Origin of the sequence: Nostoc sp. FACHB-110 (assembly GCF_014697425.1) — a bacterium.
Taxonomy (GTDB): Bacteria; Cyanobacteriota; Cyanobacteriia; order Cyanobacteriales; family Nostocaceae; genus Nostoc_B.
The window spans coordinates 1-17,274 of sequence record NZ_JACJRU010000071.1; the positions used below are offsets into that span (position 1 = coordinate 1).

Sequence of the window (17,274 nt, forward strand, 5' to 3'; positions counted from 1 at the left end):
ATTGCTACGGTATGCTTTAGACATTCGCTCATAAGGTGCTGTTTTCTACAAATTTCAGCATACGCCTTGTGAGCTTTCTTACAATAGTCCCCTACTTTTAAAACATCCTCTTAATATCTTCACGGCTTAAACTAGCATACTGACTTGCCCTTAAATCTAGCTCTTGTGTCGGCACATCTGGTGCCGACAAGCGTTTTGTCTCAATATTATATGGTCTTCTAGTGAGGAAAAAATAGACATTTTCAGGAAGTGCCGTTGGTAAATCTAAAAGATTTCCGCCTGCTTCTTGTTCTACTTCATCCAGTGCATCAACTACAATTGCCAGATGTTCACCAGCAGGGATTTTTTTACTAACTTGTTCTAATAAATCAGCTAAATTAGCGTTATCAGCATTGTGCAACTGATAACGCTTAATTAATTGCTTGCGAATACTTTCCAAAAATAGCTCGGCACGATTGCGACCATCAGAACGAATATTAAAATAGCATGGCGATTTATTATCCCAGACATATTTAGCAGCAATAGTACTTTTCCCCATCCCCGCATCACCTACTACAGTAAAATAACCTCTGGAATATTTGTTGCGAAACTCCTGAAATGTGTTAAATACAAATTGACGACCACAAAACGAGCGAATTTTTTCTTTAATTAAGGACTTAAATTCTGCTGGATACTCATCTAAATTCCACTCAGGAAAAGGCTGAAAGTCAGTAGAGCTAGTTTTTTTGGCAATTTTAATAAATGTTTCACCAAACTCTTCTAACTCGGCACGCAAATCAATTCTCAATAATTGAATATCAAATTTTAAATCATTACCTTGCAAAAACTTTTCTACTTCTTTGTAAAAACCCAAGGGATTATTCGCAGTATAAGCACTCCAAAAAGCTTTTTTAATTTCTCTTTCTCTAAAAAGATTTAAAATGGCTTCGGGTTTATCTACCCCATACTCAATTAATGAATAAACATAAACCCCATCAACATCTTTAGGTGGTTGTGTTGGGTCAAAATTGAATTGTTTTAAAAGTTTAACTACAGTTTCGTTGCGTTGAGCTTGATTAATAACTAGAGAAGCCGCAGGTTTAGCAAGACTTTTAAGGGCATTAACTACAGGGTCAATACTCATTTTTGCTATAGATAGAGATAATTTTTACACCTTTTAACTTATCCTAGCGGCAGATCACAAAAATTAGCTTGTGTAAAGCCATATTACTGCGAAAACTACCTCTTACTTCTTCCTTCGTGTCCTTTGTGTCCTTTGCGGTTCAATTTTATCTAGAACTTTTTATCTCACGCTAAGGCGCAAAGGCGCAAAGAAGTTATTGATGAAGTGCGTAGGCGCAGCCCGTCGTAGACATCGCTCGGCTATCTCGAAAATATCCTCAAAGGTCGAGTAATTATCACGACATTTCCACCTCAAAGGCTCAACGTTCGACCTCAGAACCTCAACATTCGACCTCAGAACCTCAACGTTCGACCTCAGAACCTCAACATTCGACCTCAGAATCTCAACGCTCGACTTCAGAACTCCAAAGTTTACCCTCAAAGGCTCAACTGTCATGTTCAAAGGCTGAAACTTCAACTATAAAACAATACAGGTGTAGGTTGGGTGGAGGAACGGAACCCAACATTCACGCATACTTTGTTGGGTTAAGCTATCGCTACACCCAACCTACTATTCTCTTAACTGATTCAAAATCCTTACACCCCATACCCTTTCACCCTTACACCCCATCTTCACAGATAATCTTTGTGCGTAAGTCCTATGCTGCTTCCATAACAGACCCTCAACCAGAAAAATCTAACTAGCGCTTAAAAAGATAATATGGTATGGTACTCGTTTTGCTTTCCGAGGGTACTATTTCGTGCTATCTACTCTACGTGCTGATTTCCGCATCATTTTTGAACGTGACCCCGCCGCCCGTAACTGGTTAGAAGTATTGGTTTGTTACCCTGGTTTGCAAGCCTTACTCTTTCATCGGCTGGCACACTGGCTACATCATCTTGGTCTGCCTTTTATTCCCCGCTTCATTTCTCATCTATCTCGATTTTTGACAGGTATTGAAATTCACCCAGGCGCAACCATCGGCCAAGGTGTATTTATCGACCACGGGATGGGTGTAGTAATTGGTGAAACTGCGATCATCGGTGATTACGCGCTAATTTATCAAGGTGTCACCTTAGGGGGAACTGGTAAACAAAGCGGTAAACGTCACCCAACCGTCGGTGAAAACGTGGTCGTCGGTGCTGGTGCAAAGGTACTTGGCAATATTCACATCGGTAATAACGTTCGTATTGGTGCGGGTTCAGTCGTACTGCGCGATGTGCCTTCTGATTGTACAGTTGTCGGCATTCCTGGGCGGATTGTCTATCGTTCTGGAGTTCGCGTTGCACCTTTGGAACACAACAACTTACCCGACTCTGAAGCCGAAGTAATTCGCGTTTTAGTTGATCGCATTGAAGCTTTAGAACAACAAATCCAAACTATACAACAACTCCAACCAGCCAAAACCCCCGCATTAGTTGGTGCTGTTGCTGTCAACGAACCACCAGAACCAACACAAGAAGCTCCAGTCTGTAGCCTGAGAGACAAAGCCATCCAAGAATTTCTTGATGGTGCTGGTATTTAATAGCTGTGGGGCGGGTGTGAGGTGTAGGGAAGCTATCCCAGCTTCAGGGGAGATTACTTCGCTGTTGCTCGTAATGACGGAGTTACGTTATTTTTGCGTAAGTCCTGATTACTATTCACATAAATCATGAAACAACTAACATCAAAAGATTGGCTAATTATTCAACAAAAACTAACACCGTATTTCTTCTTACTACCTGCTTTAATTCTCTTAGGTTTAACCGTTTTTTGGCCAGCATTCCAAGCCTTTTATCTCAGCTTTACCAGTTACGAAGATATTGCCGAACCGCCAAAATGGATCGGTCTTGCTAACTTCTTGCGCCTGTGGAAAGACGCAGTTTTTTGGAAAACATTAGAAAATACCTTTCTTTATCTAGTAGGTGTAGTACCAATTTTAGTAATTGCACCTTTAGGATTAGCAATTTTAGTCAATCAAAAACTTAAAGGAGTTAGTTGGTTCAGAGCCGCATATTACACACCAGTAGTTATTTCAATGGTAGTTGCAGGCATAGCCTGGAAATGGTTATACGCAGAAAATGGTTTACTCAATCAATTTTTTAAATCTTTAGGCATTTTTCCCGAAGGAATACCTTGGTTAACCAGTCCAGATAAATTGTTTGGTATTTTGCCAATTGCTTTAGCTAGTGTCATGGCTGTAACTATTTGGAAAGGCTTAGGTTACTACATGGTAATTTACTTAGCAGGGTTGCAATCAATTCCGGCTGATGTGTATGAAGCTGCATCTATTGATGGTTCAGATGGTATGCGGAAACATTGGGATATTACCATACCTTTAATGAGACCCTATTTAGCATTAGTCGCAGTAATTTCGGCGATTTCCGCGACTAAAGTTTTTGAAGAAGTTTATATTATGACCCAAGGTGGCCCGCTCAATAGTTCTAAAACAATTGTTTATTATTTATACGAGCAAGCTTTTAGCAATTTAGAAATTAGCTATGCTTGCACAATTGGCTTGATATTATTTCTCATAATCTTAAGTTTATCGGTATTGCGTTTAATTATTAATCCGCAGGGAGGAGACAATATTAGTATTTAATACCAATTTAGTGTGAAGTTGCACATATCCTGACCCCCCTAAATCACACTGACCAAAACAATTCGCCGTTCGCAATTGCGAACAAAATTGGAAATTGATTCATTCCGGGTTACAAGCCCCTCAATTGATTGATGAAAAATAAGAAATACTTATCAATGTTCAAGCCCCTGCCTTCTCCCCAGGGGAGATGCTGTACGAACAGGTATGGGGTAATAATTGCGAATTGCGTTAGCGCAGCGTTAGCGAGCCTGCGAGCGTCATTGGTAATTGCGAATTGGAGATGACGACTGAATGTGTCAAGATTATTATGATTCCACAAATAATCGACTGAACTAAATGTCTACATTTAGTCAGTGAAAATACTTTCACAGGAGGAATATCTTTGTCTAGACGCTATTTATTTACCTCCGAGTCAGTCACTGAGGGTCATCCAGATAAAATCTGCGATCAAATTTCAGATACAATTCTTGATGCTCTGCTGACACAAGACCCTAGCAGCCGTGTTGCGGCTGAGGTGGTGGTCAACACTGGTTTAGTTCTCATAACTGGTGAAATTACTACCCAGGCTAATGTTAATTATGTCAATTTGGCAAGGAAAAAAATTGCCGAAATTGGCTATATTAATGCAGATAATGGCTTTTCGGCTAATAGCACTAGTGTAATCGTGGCTTTAGACGAACAGTCTCCAGACATTGCCCAAGGGGTAAATGCTGCCCAAGAAACCCGCGAACAGGATAGTGATGAACTATTCGATAGCATTGGTGCAGGCGACCAAGGGATTATGTTTGGTTTTGCTTGCAACGAAACCCCAGAATTGATGCCCTTACCCATCTGTCTGGCTCACCGAATTGCTCGCCGCCTAGCAGCAGTTCGCAAAACAGGTGAATTGTCATACCTACTTCCTGATGGGAAAACACAAGTCACTATTGTTTATGAAGATGGCAGACCTGTTGGGATTGATACCATCCTGATTTCCACTCAGCATACAGCGACTATTGGGGAAATCACTGATGAGGCACAAGTGCAAGCTAAAATCAAGCAAGACCTCTGGACTGCAGTGGTTGAGCCTGTGTTTAGCGATATTGACATCAAGCCCAATCAAGAAACTCGCTTTTTAGTTAATCCTACAGGTAAGTTTGTGATTGGTGGGCCGCAAGGTGACTCTGGTCTGACAGGGCGGAAAATCATTGTTGATACCTACGGTGGCTATTCGCGTCATGGTGGTGGTGCTTTTTCTGGTAAAGACCCCACAAAGGTAGACCGTTCTGCGGCTTATGCTGCTCGTTATGTGGCAAAAAATATTGTCGCTGCTGGGTTAGCCGAAAAGTGCGAAGTGCAACTAAGTTATGCTATTGGCGTAGCCAGACCAGTAAGTATTTTTGTAGAGACTTTTGGGACTGGGAAAGTCGATGATGAAATTTTGCTGGAATTGGTCAAACAGCATTTTGAACTGCGTCCAGCAGGAATTATTCATGCTTTCAACTTACGCAAGTTACCAAGTGAACGAGGCGGACGTTTTTATCAGGACATCGCGGCTTACGGACATTTGGGTAGAAATGATTTAGACTTGCCTTGGGAGCAAACAGATAAGGCAGAATTGTTGACGCAAGCAGTTAGCGGGTTGCGCTCGACTGCGATCGCTTAACATTCTCGCATACTAAAATCACAGTCTCCGTAATTTCAATCAAGTATCCTCTGTCTTGATACTGCGACATAGCAGCAAGGCAGAGGCTTTTTGTCACTAGAAATACAGAAAACTTAAAAGAGGTTTGAGAAATAGAGTTATGGGGGAGAAAATCCCCTAAACTGATAAATACCAAGCAACTAGGAATTTAGATAAGCTAACTTAAGAGCAAAGTAGCAGTGTGGTTGATAGTCAAAATATCGGTACAATTAACTGGGTTTCAAAAATAGTAACGATGAGAGAAAAACCTAGCATATACTTTACTCTAGATAACTATTGACTATAAAAATAGTTTTACCATCTATCCCGTATTTTTGTATACATTCATATCAAAATCACCCAAATACAATAAAGTCATGACAATTATTTAAAGAATATTGACGCTAATTCTCCAAAAAATTGTTTAGGTGCTAATCACCAATTAATTTAATTTGTAAGATGAAATTGATATGGCGATTTTTGCGGGAAGGCAAGGAGATTTGAGGAATGCAAACTCACAAGCCTAACCTGATAGATAACAATTTAGAAAGCAAAAAAGTGCCAGACCCATTGCCATCAACCGACGAACTCCCTACTATAGAATTCCCCTCTAGCGGAAAACTCAAAGCAAGTTCCTGGCGAATACATCAGAAAATTGGTTATGGCTACTTTGTAGCAATCGGTATTGGCTTTTTTGGTTCACTGACAGGCTTGGTAATCGCCAACTACTATAGAGGGCGAGAAATTGTGCAATTTAATCAAGCTCAAGAACAACGACAACTGCTGAGTAACTATAAAGATGCAGTTGTGGGAGCGCAATTACATAGTTCTAATTTAGTTGCTGTATTAGAAGATTCACAAAAACTGACAACTAAAAAAAACGAATTTTTAAGTAGTGTTGATAAAGCTCAAAAATTAGAGCAAAAAATTGACAAATTTATAGATACAAAGCCTAAAAGATTAGCCGCAACTAGTGATAATTTACAGGCTTTATTACAAGATTATGCAGTTAATTTAAAGTCTTACGTTGAGCAAATAGAAGTTATATTACAAAAAATTGAGAAACAACCCTTGCAGCCACAGCAAATTGCTTCGACTAGAGAGCAATTACTCACTATTATGCGGGGTGACACAGCCATACAGTTAGATCGTTTATCAGAGAAGTTATCTAATATTCTGCAAACGGCCGAAAATCAAGAAGAAGACAGACAAATAGATGTAGAGCAGGCTAAAAGGGTTGAGAGATTAATTGTCATGGTAAGTATGCTGGTGTCTGTAGCGATCGCTGCCATTATCGCATGGCGCACCAGTAGAGCGATCGCTGAACCAGTAATTACCGTTACGCAAGTCGCTGAACAAGTCGCGCGCAAATCTAACTTTGATTTACGCGCCCCAGTCACCACCGAAGATGAAATTGGCTTGTTAGCCAAATCCTTAAATCGTCTGATTGAGCGCGTATCAGAGCGCACTAAACAACTAGAACAAGCTAAAGAATTAGCGGAAGCCGCCAGCAAAGCCAAGAGTATATTTTTAGCTAACGTCAGCCATGAATTACGCACACCCTTAAATGCAGTCATTGGACTGAGCCAACTACTGCAAGATGACGCGACAGACTTAAATTTATCGGGAGACTTTATTACTGACTTAGAAACAATCAATTCTGCAGGTAGGCACTTACTAGAATTGATTAACGACATCCTCGACTTATCAAAAATTGAAGCGGGGAAAATGACTCTTTATCCAGAGACATTTGAAATTGCCAATCTCATTAATAACATTGTCTTGACTATCAAGCCATCCATTGAAAAAAATGGCAATACTTTAGAAGTAGACTTTGACGAGCAACTAGGAACAATGTATGCCGACCAAACGAGGATGCGGCAAGTATTATTAAATCTGCTGAGTAATGCTGCTAAATTTACAACTAACGGCAAAGTCACCCTAACCGTGAAAAGCGAAAAACCCAACTCCCTATTAGAAGTTCCCTTGGGAATGATTTCGTTTACGGTTGCTGATACAGGTATTGGTATGACTCATCACCAACAGCAACAGTTATTTCAACCATTTATCCAAGGAGATACTTCCACTACTAAAAGATATGGTGGTACTGGCTTAGGGTTAGCAATTAGCCGCCATTTTTGCCAAATGATGGGTGGTGAGATTTTTGTGAAAAGTCAGCCAGGAGTAGGTTCGATTTTCACTGTCTGCCTACCTCTGACTGTGCAGAAATCTTGAAATAGCGGCTAGTTCAGAAGAAATTAGATTGGTGTTTTGATTTCAGCAGACTGCTTAAAATTTTAACTGCTGTCACCCTCCTGCACTTGGTTCATCCTGTTGGGTGAACTCTAATTATTCCTTGTTCGCGTTCTTTGCGTCCTCTGCGGTTCGCTAAAATCAATACTATTTTTTTAAGAAACGCTGACGCAAGCGTACAACAAAAGTATTCACCTCTGGTATTTTCATAAGTGAAGCGATCGCAGCAAACACAACTAAACCTACTAAACCAGCAACAGATAACTGAATTAACTGAATTACTAAACCCTTTGTACCTAATAATTGCTGCAAACCAAACAAAGTCGCATAGCTAGCTACCCCAGACACGATACTTCCACCAAGTAAACCGAAAATCGGCAAACTCCACTCGCGCCAAGGTAAACCATTCAGTTTGCGGTCTAGTAACCATAACAGCATTAACATCGAACTGCAATTAACACCAACAGTTGCTAACACTAAACCCGGTGCGCCAAAAGGTTTAACGAAAAAATAATCGAGAACAATGTTGAGCAAAATGTTAAAAGTACTAATCCGAAACGGTGTTTGCCCATCTCCCAAGGCATAAAATACCCGCACTAAAACATCACGCCCCAAATAAGCAAACATCCCTATACCGTAAGCAATCAATAGGGAAGAAACTAACTTTGTGGCATCTTGCTTAAAGGCTCCGCGCTCGTATACTACCTGTACAATCGGCACAGATAACACTACCATCAAAGCCCCAAGAGGGAGCATGGTACAGGCTGTGAGTAATAAACCTTGGCGAATGCGTAATTTTAAATCAGGCCAATTTTCTGGTTCTGCGAGTTTGGCAAAAATTGGTAATAAAGGTAACAAAATAATATTAGAAATAATCCCTAAAGGCGTTTGTACTAACAAATTGGCATAGTTAAAACCAGCGGCCGCACCAGGAATAGGACTGGCAAAATAAAGGTCAGTGGCAACATTAATTGGCATCATCCCGGAAGAAATTGTTGCCGGGGTCATAATTCTCACTACTTCTTGAACGCCTGGAGCTTTAAAATCAAACCGTAAACGTAGTGTTCCTAGCCCTAACCGCCACTGGACAACCAATTGCACTATCCATTGGAGAATTGCCCCGGCTAACGTTCCCCAAGCTAAAACCATGCCACCAATGAAGGCGTATTCTGGCAGAATAATTTGTTTGCCTATTTGTAAAGCTAAAATACCAATGCCAGCAACTACGGTAATACTTGATAATAATGGGCTAATAGAAAGTAACCAATATTGATTGGCAGTATTGAGAGTGCCGAAGCCAATGCCAATCAAGCCCGAAAATAAAGCCATCGGGGCCATGATTTGCAGTTGTTGAATTGCGATCGCTCTTGTATTCGCTGACAAACCATGACCGACAATATCAACAATGGTATCTGCCAAAAAAATTTGGGCAACGGTCACTACTAACAGTACTCCGCCTACGAGGGTTGTGACTGTTTCCACTAAGGGTGCTGCTTCTTGTTGTTTGCGCTTGGCTAAAACACTCACAACAGCACTGTGTAACGGCCCGTTTACACCGCCCAGTAATATCAATAAAAAACCAGGAATAATATAGGCATAACTATAGGCAGTAGCAGCCGCACCAACACCAAAAGCGGCAGCGATAGCTTGCTGCCGAATTAACCCAAATACTTTACTAATTAGCGTGGCTGCGGCAACAATACCAGCAATCCCAGCTAAAGAACGAGAGGCTTTTTGTTCTGGATTAGTCACGAATAATACCTGACAGTCTGGAGAAGGATGAAATTAAAGAGAACAGGGAACAGTGTAGGTGACATTTGCCGTTCTCAATTCCCTGTGTCTCATAAACATTTAATAACTATATTTCATACTTCCAACTTCAGACTTCATCCTTTTACCTACAACCTAAACTATCGCGGGTAGCGACACCAGTAATAGGATTTACCCCAGCAGCCCTTTCACATAGTAAAGAAACTTGATAGCGGTCAATTAAAGCGTCAGTGAAATCCGCGCCAGTAATGTCAGCATCGTAAAAGCGACTGCGGGTTAGAGTTGCTTCCGTAAAATTCGCATTTTTTAAGTTAGCACCATCTAAAGTCACGCGATCGACTAAAGCACCCGTCAAGTTCGCGCCTTCTAGATTAGCTTTTAATAAAACGCCCTTAGTAAAAATAGCATTTGTTAGATCCGCTCCTTGGAAATTCGTACCCCGCATTTCTGCTGCGACAAAAGTCACACCTGCTAAATCAGTGTGAGAAAAGTCACGGTTTTCTAAATTGGTATTGCTGTAGTTGATTGTATTAATTTGAGCAAAAGCTGGTCGCGGGCTAAGTATGACCCACAAACCAGCCAATAGCAAAATTAGGAACAAACTTAATATTTTTAGCCAAATTTTTTTCATAACTTTATGTTTGGTCAAGAGTCCATAGTCAACATTCCATAGTCAAGAGTAAGGGATAATAACTAATGACTCATGACCGGTTACGCTTGACTATTTCCAATCTTTCCCAACCCGAATAGTAATATCAGATTCAAAATCTCCAGATGATGACACTTCAATTTGACCTAAACCTAAGACCTTTTGCAGGTCGATTCCTGGTTGTCGAATACCTCTGTGAACAATAATCTGGGTTTGGCGTTGGCTATCTGGCCAATCTGACATTGTGTAAATATTTTTAAAGCCTTTGTCTTTGAGATAGGCAATAAGTTTTTCGGCTACTTGTGGTTGATTAGAAGCATTTTGAATAGCAATTTTGAGGTTAGAAACCGGACGCGTATCTGGCTTCAGACCAGGCACATCTACCCCAACATAATTATTCAGGAGGTTTTGTTGTCCAGTCATATTCAGCCAATAGCTATCAGGATCTTTACTGAAGCGGCTGAACGTACCAGGTAAAGTGGTCAGTTGGAAATTATCCCGTTCGACATTTACGGAAAAATTCACCAAAGCCATCATTTCTTCTATCTTTAAATTAGTGTCAAAATACTTCCGCATAATGCGGGTTAACTGAGGTAGTTTAGGCATGACAGTAGGACTGTTGAGGCGTTGCAACAATGCAGTCACTAGTGCTTGTTGTCGCTGCACTCTTGCTAAATCACCTAGTTCATCGTCACGGAACCGGGCAAACTCTTCTGCCTGTTCGCCGTTGAGAGTCTGCCAGCCACTCACTAGATTAATGGATAATTGAGAGCTACTATCCTTATATTCCATTGCTTTAGGCACAAATACTTCTACCCCGCCCAACTGATCAACTAATTGTCTTAAGCCGCTGGTAGAAATACGGATGTAACGGTCAATTGGCGCATTATTCAAGGTACGACTGACTACTCGTGCTGCCAAAACTGGCCCGCCTTGGGGGTTGGCATCTGAGAGTTTTGTCAATCCTTTTTCTGGGATCGCAATCATTGTATCCCTAGGAATCGAAAGTACCCGGATTGTTTTATCGCTAGGGTTCAGCCGCACCAAAAGCATGGTGTCACTTTTACCCGCAAAACTTTCAGGTGAGCCATCAACAGACCCATTCACAGGCTCAATTCCCATAATCAAAATATTCATGGGACGTGATAGCTGGTATTGGGAAATTTTGCCCCATAATTCCCCTGGTAAGGGAACTTTTTGCTCATCTTTACCAGCAAAGCCCTGTTCTTCATCTGTTTTATCCAGATTGCTCCATAAAGGAGTCCACAGTGCCAAAGTCGATACTAACAGTCCAGAGAGAATGACTCCCATGACTACTGTCAGTATCCACAATAGCCAACGGGGCATACTCAAGCCCAATCTATCGTACAGTTCGTTGGGAATTGCACTGACTGATTCCACAACGCTGCGAGAAGAACTGGCTGGTGCTGCTTTTGCAGATTCTAAGTCTGAATCTGGTGCTTGCAGCGTTCCTGGAGTTTCTACTCGTTGGATTTGACCTGGTTTGCTTTCCAAATCTAAATTTGGTATGGGCTGAGGTGTAACCTCATTTTCTGACAATCGAACTTCTCTAATCACAAATTTCTCCCCACTCGACCACTTCCCTAAAAGTTATGTTAATGCAAGCTACAAATCTTGCCAGAGTAAAAGCTCACTGTAAACTTGTAGTGTTCTTGCGTTGGTGTGTATGACAACATGAATAGTTCCTTGTTCCCCGTCATCCTCGCTGGTGGCAAAGGTGAGCGTTTTTGGCCTCTCAGTCGTAAAGACCGCCCTAAACAATTTTTAAGTCTAGATGGTAGTTCTAGAAGTTTACTGCAAGCAACCGCTGATCGATTGCTTCCATTGGCAGACGGCTGGGATTCCTTATGGGTGATTACCTCCAGCCAGATAGCTGAAGGTGTCCGCCAACAGTTACCAGAACTGCCATCGCCAAACTTACTAATTGAGGTAGAAGGAAGGGATACTGCCGCCGCCGTTGCTTGGACAAGTTTAGAAATTAAAAAGCGTTATGGAGAAGACGCTGTTATTGGCTTTTTTCCGGCTGACCATTGGATAGCTGACCAAAAGGCGTTTACTGACACATTAAAGGCTGCTACTCAACTAGCAACAAGCACCGCAGCGATTGTTACTTTAGGAATCAAGCCCACTTTTCCATCAACAGGTTACGGCTACATTGAACAAGGCCAAAAAATTGGTAGCTTTAATGAGTTGCCAGCTTATCACGTCAACCGCTTTACTGAAAAGCCCAACCGCGAATTAGCAGAAACTTTTTTATCTACGGGGCGTTTTAGCTGGAATAGTGGAATGTTCGTGTTTCGGGCTGGGGTGGTTCTAGAGGAACTATATACCCATGCACCAGAAATCATTGAACCCTTAGAAAAATACGGCCCTGAGGTTTACCCCCAGTTGCCTAAAAAGAGTATAGACTATGCACTCATGGAAAAGACCAATCTAGCATACGTCATGCCTGTTGATTTTGGTTGGGATGATTTAGGAGATTGGAATGCGATCGAGCGTTTACTCAAAAAAGAAGAGACTCCTAATGTAGAATTAGCTACTCATGTAGGTTTAGATACGCAAGGATCAATCTTTTATGCCAGTAATCCAGAGGATGTAATTGTTACTATTGGTTTAGAGGATGTGGTGATTGTGCGCGATCGCAACGTTACACTCATCGTCAATAAGGAACGCACCCAAGAAATTAAGCAGGTTCTCAAAATCCTGCAAGATGATCCCCGCTTTCATCACCTACTGTAACTATCAAAGTTAAAACCCTTGACAGAGGCTTAAAAGCTAGTTTTTCTATTATAACTTGACTGTCTGTTGTTTTTACTCACAGTTTTATGACTAGCTTTGAGCCTCTAGCCAAAACAATGGCGATTAACTCTATTTCTGTTTATCAAAATTATCTTTCTCCGTTGAAGGGATTTTCTTGTCCCCATCGGCAATTACATGGAGGTGAATCCTGCTCAACTTATATTAAAAGAATATTAAGTGAACAAAGCTTGACACAAGTTGTCAAATCATCCCAAAAAAGATTTCAAGACTGTGCTTTAGCCAGTCAAACTTTAACTAAAAATAGTTCTGGCTGTATTGTAATTCCTTGTTGTATACCTCTTTAATACTGCTGGCAGTTATTTACCAAAATGTTTCTAACCCAAACTGTTCCTCGTCAACGAGAAATTATCGAAGTAGTGCTTCGCAATGGCTGGGACTATATGCGAAGGCTGCTAACTGGTGGCAAAACTGATGAACCACAACTACCCACCCCAGCCGTACTCAAAAATATTTTGGTAAATTTAGGGCCTGTTTATATCAAGCTTGGTCAGTTGTTATCTACTCGTCCAGATTTACTCAGTGCCTCCTACATTGAGGAACTGTCAACGCTGCAAGACGAAGTACCCGCCGTTCCTTGGCCAGAGATAGAGGTAGTTATTCGTAAACAACTAAAACGTCCTCTAGAAGAAGTTTTTCAAAAGATTAATCCAGTCCCAGTGGCAGCCGGATCAATCGCCCAAACTCATCGCGCTACATTAGCAGATGGTCGAGAAGTCGCGCTCAAGGTACAACGTCCGGGGATTGATGCTACCATTGCTCAAGATATTGCTTTAATTCAGGGCATTGCTGATTTAGTTGCGCGTACAGACTTTGGGCAGACTTACGAAATTAAATCTATTGCCGAAGAATTTACCAAAGCTTTAGAAGCAGAATTAGATTTTACAAGAGAAGCTGGTTTTACAGATGAATTGCGGCGTAATTTATCTAAAGGTCGCTGGTTTGATCCAAAACAAATTGTAGTTGCAGAAGTTGATTGGGATTTAACTTCTGAAAAATTGTTGGTGATGGAGTGGTTAGATGGTGTACCTTTTTTGTCAGCAAAATTTAACAGTGACAACAATGGAAAAGATGTAGCTGCCGAACGTAAAGCTATCACTACTTTATTATTTCGGGCATTTTTCCAGCAGTTATATATTGATGGATTTTTTCACGCCGATCCCCATCCAGGGAATTTGTTTTACCTCAATGATGGTCGGGTAGCATTGTTAGATTGTGGGATGGTGGGCAGACTTGATCCCCGTACCCAGCAGATTTTAACAGAGATGTTGCTGGCGATCGTTGATTTAGATGCTGGCAGATGCGCGCAGTTAACTTTGCAACTAGCAGATTCACCACAGCCTGTGATTGTAGCGCGCTTAGAAAGTGATTATGATCGGATGTTGCGGAAATATCATAATGTCAGCTTGACGGATATGAATTTCAGTCAAGTGATTTATGAAATTTTGCAAGTTGCCCGTAACAATAAAATTAGATTACCGAGCAATATGGGTTTATACGCCAAAACCCTAGCTAACTTAGAGGGGGTAGCGCGTGCATTCAACCCAGAGATTAATTTGTTTGATGAAGTGAAGCCGTTAATGACAGACTTGTTTAGACGGCAATTAGTAGGCGATAATCCAGTGCGATCGCTCCTGAGAACTGCCCTCGACTTAAAGAGTTTATCATTACAATCACCCCGGCAAATTGAACTCTTATTAGACCGTGTAACATCGGAAACATTACGCTGGAACCTCTCATTGCATGGGTTAGATGGTGTACGCCGCACAATGGATGATGCTGCCAATCGCTTATCGTTTAGTATCCTAGTAGGTTCGATGATTATGGGGGCAGCAATTGTTTCTACTAAAGCCCAGACAGCCCAATTATCGTTTTTAAGTAGCGGATTATTTGCCGCCGCTAGCTTGTTGGGATTGTGGTTGATTATTAGTATTTTGCGATCGGGACGTTTACGTTAACATCTATACTTTTAAGTAAATCAGTGCAATCAAACCACACTATGTAAATAAAAGTAAATAAGGCTCTAGCTCTTTCTCAACTTGATCTCTGCCTTATCCCAACAAGATTTATTTATGCCGACCTACTTATCTGAGCTTTAATCAGGAAAATTCTCACCAAGCTAATAAATCATTGACTGTAATCTTGAAAACCCTAATGGGCGCAGATATTCTATGAAAAAATCTCGCGTCTAATTAAGTGTTGAAAATAAATTTATTTATGTCAAATATATTTGCTGAAAATCTCAATAAATTTTATCCTGTGGCCATCAAAGAACCAGGGCTTGCAGGAACAATTACTCACTTTTTTCGCCGCACCTACCGTTCAATTAAAGCTGTACAAAATGTTACTTTTGAAATTGCGCCAGGTGAGGTAGTGGGATTTTTAGGGCCAAACGGTGCTGGGAAAACTACCACACTAAAAATGCTCACAGGTTTGATACATCCTTCTAGCGGGACAGTCAGAGTTGCTGGACACGTACCTTTTTTGCGCCAAGAGGCATTTTTACAAAAAATTACCTTAGTTATGGGGCAAAAGCAGCAACTTCTCTGGGATTTGCCAGCAATGGATTCTTTAAGAATTAATGCGGCTGTCTATAATATCCCTGATCAAGAATTTCATACTCGCTTAGGTGAACTAAGTGAGATGTTATCTTTGGATGGAAAGCTGAACCAGCCAGTGCGAAAACTGTCTTTAGGTGAGCGGATGAAAGCAGAATTGTTAGCCGCACTGTTGCACCGTCCTCAAGTCTTGTTTCTGGATGAACCAACATTAGGATTAGATGTAAATGCTCAAGTTGCTGTGCGTGATTTTTTACGCGAGTACAACCAGCGTTATCAGGCGACAGTGTTATTAACTAGTCACTACATGGCTGATATTACAGCCTTATGCCAGCGAGTGCTATTAATTCATCAGGGACAGCTGATGTATGACGGTAGTTTAGATGGGCTATTAGAAAGCTTTGCACCTTATCGTGAAGTTCATGTAGAGTTAGCCCTACCCTTACCAAAAGAAAAACTTCAGTCTTATGGAGAAATCCAACTTTTAGATGGGCGAGCAGTAAGTTTTATGGTGCAGCAAGAAGCTCTGACACGCACTGTAGCTCAAATTTTGGCAGATTTAGAAGTTATTGATTTAAAAGTCACTGAGCCGCCTATTGAAGAGGTAATTGGTAAAGTATTTCAGGCGGGAGTAATCTAGGAAAAACTTTTTGTAACGAAAAAATAAATTTTCAATGAAACAGATTTTGAGAAAAACTTGGATTTTTTTGTCAATATATTACGCTTACATGGTGGAGTATCGCGCAGAACTGATTTTGTGGGTTTTATCTGGCTCTTTACCAATTATCCTTATGGGTGTCTGGATACAAGCGGCTCAAGGAGGCAGATTTGGGTTAACATCGGTAGATTTTGCTCGTTACTTTCTCACTGTTTTTGTTGTCAGACAAATAACAGTTGTCTGGGTAATTTGGGAATTTGAAAAAGAGGTATTAGAAGGTAAACTATCACCAAAATTGTTACAGCCAATAGATCCAGTTTGGCATCACATTGCTTCCCATCTTTCAGAAAGAGTTGCTCGCATCCCGTTTGCAATTTTGTTAATTGTTTTGTTCTTTTTGTTATATCCTCAAGCTGTTTGGTTGCCCAACCTGAGTCAAATATTACTATTTACGTTAGCCGTAATATTAGCTTTTATCTTACGCTTTATTATTCAGTATACCTTTGCCGTTTTAGCTTTTTGGACAGAACGAGCTAGTGCTTTAGAAAATTTATGGTTTTTATTCTTTTTATTTTTATCCGGGATGGTTGCACCTTTAAATGTGTTTCCCGAACAAGTACGGAATGTAGTTTTTTTTACACCTTTTCCCTATTTAATCGATTTTCCTACTAGCCTTTTGGTGGGGCTACCTGTAAATGTAGTGCAAGGTTTTATGGCGATGATTGGCTGGATACTTTTATTATTGGGAGTAAATCGTCTGTTGTGGCGTGCTGGGTTAAAGAGGTATTCAGGGATGGGTGCGTAACAATCAAGTAACATCTAAAAGATTTTTTCTTCAGGCAGACGCAGATATCCAAAAATAATGCTCAAATCAATGTTAAATAGTAGTCATGTCTTTTGGGTTATTAGCGATCGCTTCATCAATTACTGTATCGATGAGGCGCATCGCCCGCAGCATTTCTTTTGCAGTTCCCTTTAATAAATCTTCTTCTAAAAAAGAAAAAATTACAAAACGAAGTAATCGATATTCTCGAACGATTTATGCTAATCACAAAAACAGCTCCTGACTCATCAGGAGCTGTTTGTTTTCTATGTATAAACCTGGCGTCGAGCAATTGTGGCAGGAGGCGACCCTCCAACTATCGTAGCCGCAGCAGCGTTTCACCTCTGAGTTCGGGAAGGTATCAGTGTGGTTCCACCGC

General features: G+C 40.9%; 13 protein-coding genes and 1 pseudogene. 9 read left to right on the forward strand and 5 right to left on the reverse strand.

Going from position 1 to position 17,274, the window contains the following annotated elements; all coding sequences use genetic code 11:
- Positions 1-97: 97 nt before the first annotated feature.
- A complete protein-coding gene (locus tag H6G69_RS32640) occupies positions 98-1,123 on the reverse strand; it encodes a hypothetical protein (RefSeq protein WP_190693777.1) in 1,026 nt (341 codons plus the stop codon).
- Between the two features lie 739 nt (positions 1,124-1,862).
- Between H6G69_RS32640 and cysE the strand changes: the two genes are divergently transcribed.
- The 4 genes from cysE to H6G69_RS32660 all read left to right on the forward strand — a co-directional run bounded on the left by cysE (position 1,863) and on the right by H6G69_RS32660 (position 7,581).
- Entirely contained in the window at positions 1,863-2,627 is a 765-nt protein-coding gene (gene cysE, locus H6G69_RS32645) for a serine O-acetyltransferase (RefSeq protein WP_190693778.1), read from the forward strand.
- A gap of 126 nt (positions 2,628-2,753) precedes the next feature.
- Positions 2,754-3,683, forward strand: a complete 930-nt coding sequence (locus H6G69_RS32650) for a carbohydrate ABC transporter permease (protein ID WP_190693780.1) — start codon at positions 2,754-2,756, stop codon at positions 3,681-3,683.
- A 382-nt stretch (positions 3,684-4,065) separates the two neighbouring features.
- The gene (metK, locus tag H6G69_RS32655) at positions 4,066-5,328 is read left to right on the forward strand and encodes a methionine adenosyltransferase (protein WP_190693783.1); all 1,263 of its coding nucleotides are present in this window, start codon (positions 4,066-4,068) and stop codon (positions 5,326-5,328) included.
- A 525-nt stretch (positions 5,329-5,853) separates the two neighbouring features.
- Positions 5,854-7,581, forward strand: a complete 1,728-nt coding sequence (locus H6G69_RS32660) for an ATP-binding protein (protein WP_190693785.1) — start codon at positions 5,854-5,856, stop codon at positions 7,579-7,581.
- A 165-nt stretch (positions 7,582-7,746) separates the two neighbouring features.
- On the opposite strand, the gene murJ is transcribed toward H6G69_RS32660, so the two are convergent.
- From murJ to H6G69_RS32675, 3 genes are all read right to left on the reverse strand, one after another.
- Positions 7,747-9,351: a murein biosynthesis integral membrane protein MurJ gene (murJ, locus tag H6G69_RS32665; RefSeq protein ID WP_190693789.1), complete on the reverse strand. Its 1,605-nt coding sequence runs from the start codon at positions 9,349-9,351 to the stop codon at positions 7,747-7,749.
- Between the two features lie 142 nt (positions 9,352-9,493).
- On the reverse strand, positions 9,494-10,000 hold the full coding sequence (locus tag H6G69_RS32670) for a pentapeptide repeat-containing protein (protein WP_190693790.1): 507 nt from the start codon (positions 9,998-10,000) through the stop codon (positions 9,494-9,496).
- 90 nt (positions 10,001-10,090) lie between these two features.
- Positions 10,091-11,596: an LCP family protein gene (locus H6G69_RS32675; protein ID WP_190693792.1), complete on the reverse strand. Its 1,506-nt coding sequence runs from the start codon at positions 11,594-11,596 to the stop codon at positions 10,091-10,093.
- A 117-nt stretch (positions 11,597-11,713) separates the two neighbouring features.
- On the opposite strand from H6G69_RS32675, the gene H6G69_RS32680 reads away from it, so the two are divergent.
- The 5 genes from H6G69_RS32680 to H6G69_RS32700 all read left to right on the forward strand — a co-directional run bounded on the left by H6G69_RS32680 (position 11,714) and on the right by H6G69_RS32700 (position 16,877).
- Positions 11,714-12,778: a mannose-1-phosphate guanylyltransferase gene (locus tag H6G69_RS32680; protein ID WP_190693793.1), complete on the forward strand. Its 1,065-nt coding sequence runs from the start codon at positions 11,714-11,716 to the stop codon at positions 12,776-12,778.
- Positions 12,779-12,864: 86 nt separating this feature from the next.
- Positions 12,865-13,143, forward strand: a complete 279-nt coding sequence (gene yidD, locus H6G69_RS32685; protein WP_190693797.1) for a membrane protein insertion efficiency factor YidD — start codon at positions 12,865-12,867, stop codon at positions 13,141-13,143.
- A gap of 24 nt (positions 13,144-13,167) precedes the next feature.
- A complete protein-coding gene (locus H6G69_RS32690; RefSeq protein ID WP_190693803.1) occupies positions 13,168-14,814 on the forward strand; it encodes an AarF/ABC1/UbiB kinase family protein in 1,647 nt (548 codons plus the stop codon).
- 259 nt (positions 14,815-15,073) lie between these two features.
- A complete protein-coding gene (locus H6G69_RS32695; RefSeq protein ID WP_190693806.1) occupies positions 15,074-16,054 on the forward strand; it encodes an ATP-binding cassette domain-containing protein in 981 nt (326 codons plus the stop codon).
- Positions 16,055-16,088: 34 nt separating this feature from the next.
- A complete protein-coding gene (locus H6G69_RS32700) occupies positions 16,089-16,877 on the forward strand; it encodes an ABC-2 family transporter protein (RefSeq protein WP_190693808.1) in 789 nt (262 codons plus the stop codon).
- Between the two features lie 102 nt (positions 16,878-16,979).
- Here the strand turns inward: H6G69_RS32700 and H6G69_RS34270 are convergent.
- Positions 16,980-17,111, reverse strand: a pseudogene (locus H6G69_RS34270) (sensor histidine kinase); the annotation flags it as partial.
- Positions 17,112-17,274 lie beyond the last annotated feature (163 nt).

Excerpts from the sequence above, each read along its gene's own strand:
- H6G69_RS32640 (WP_190693777.1), bottom strand. The coding sequence starts at position 1,123 with ATGAGTATTGACCCTGTAGTTAATGCCCTTAAAAGTCTTGCTAAACCT.
- H6G69_RS32650 (WP_190693780.1), top strand. The coding sequence starts at position 2,754 with ATGAAACAACTAACATCAAAAGATTGGCTAATTATTCAACAAAAACTA.
- H6G69_RS32660 (WP_190693785.1), top strand. The coding sequence starts at position 5,854 with ATGCAAACTCACAAGCCTAACCTGATAGATAACAATTTAGAAAGCAAA.
- H6G69_RS32670 (WP_190693790.1), bottom strand. The coding sequence starts at position 10,000 with ATGAAAAAAATTTGGCTAAAAATATTAAGTTTGTTCCTAATTTTGCTA.
- H6G69_RS32680 (WP_190693793.1), top strand. The coding sequence starts at position 11,714 with ATGAATAGTTCCTTGTTCCCCGTCATCCTCGCTGGTGGCAAAGGTGAG.
- yidD (WP_190693797.1), top strand. The coding sequence starts at position 12,865 with ATGACTAGCTTTGAGCCTCTAGCCAAAACAATGGCGATTAACTCTATT.
- H6G69_RS32690 (WP_190693803.1), top strand. The coding sequence starts at position 13,168 with ATGTTTCTAACCCAAACTGTTCCTCGTCAACGAGAAATTATCGAAGTA.
- H6G69_RS32695 (WP_190693806.1), top strand. The coding sequence starts at position 15,074 with ATGTCAAATATATTTGCTGAAAATCTCAATAAATTTTATCCTGTGGCC.
- H6G69_RS32700 (WP_190693808.1), top strand. The coding sequence starts at position 16,089 with ATGAAACAGATTTTGAGAAAAACTTGGATTTTTTTGTCAATATATTAC.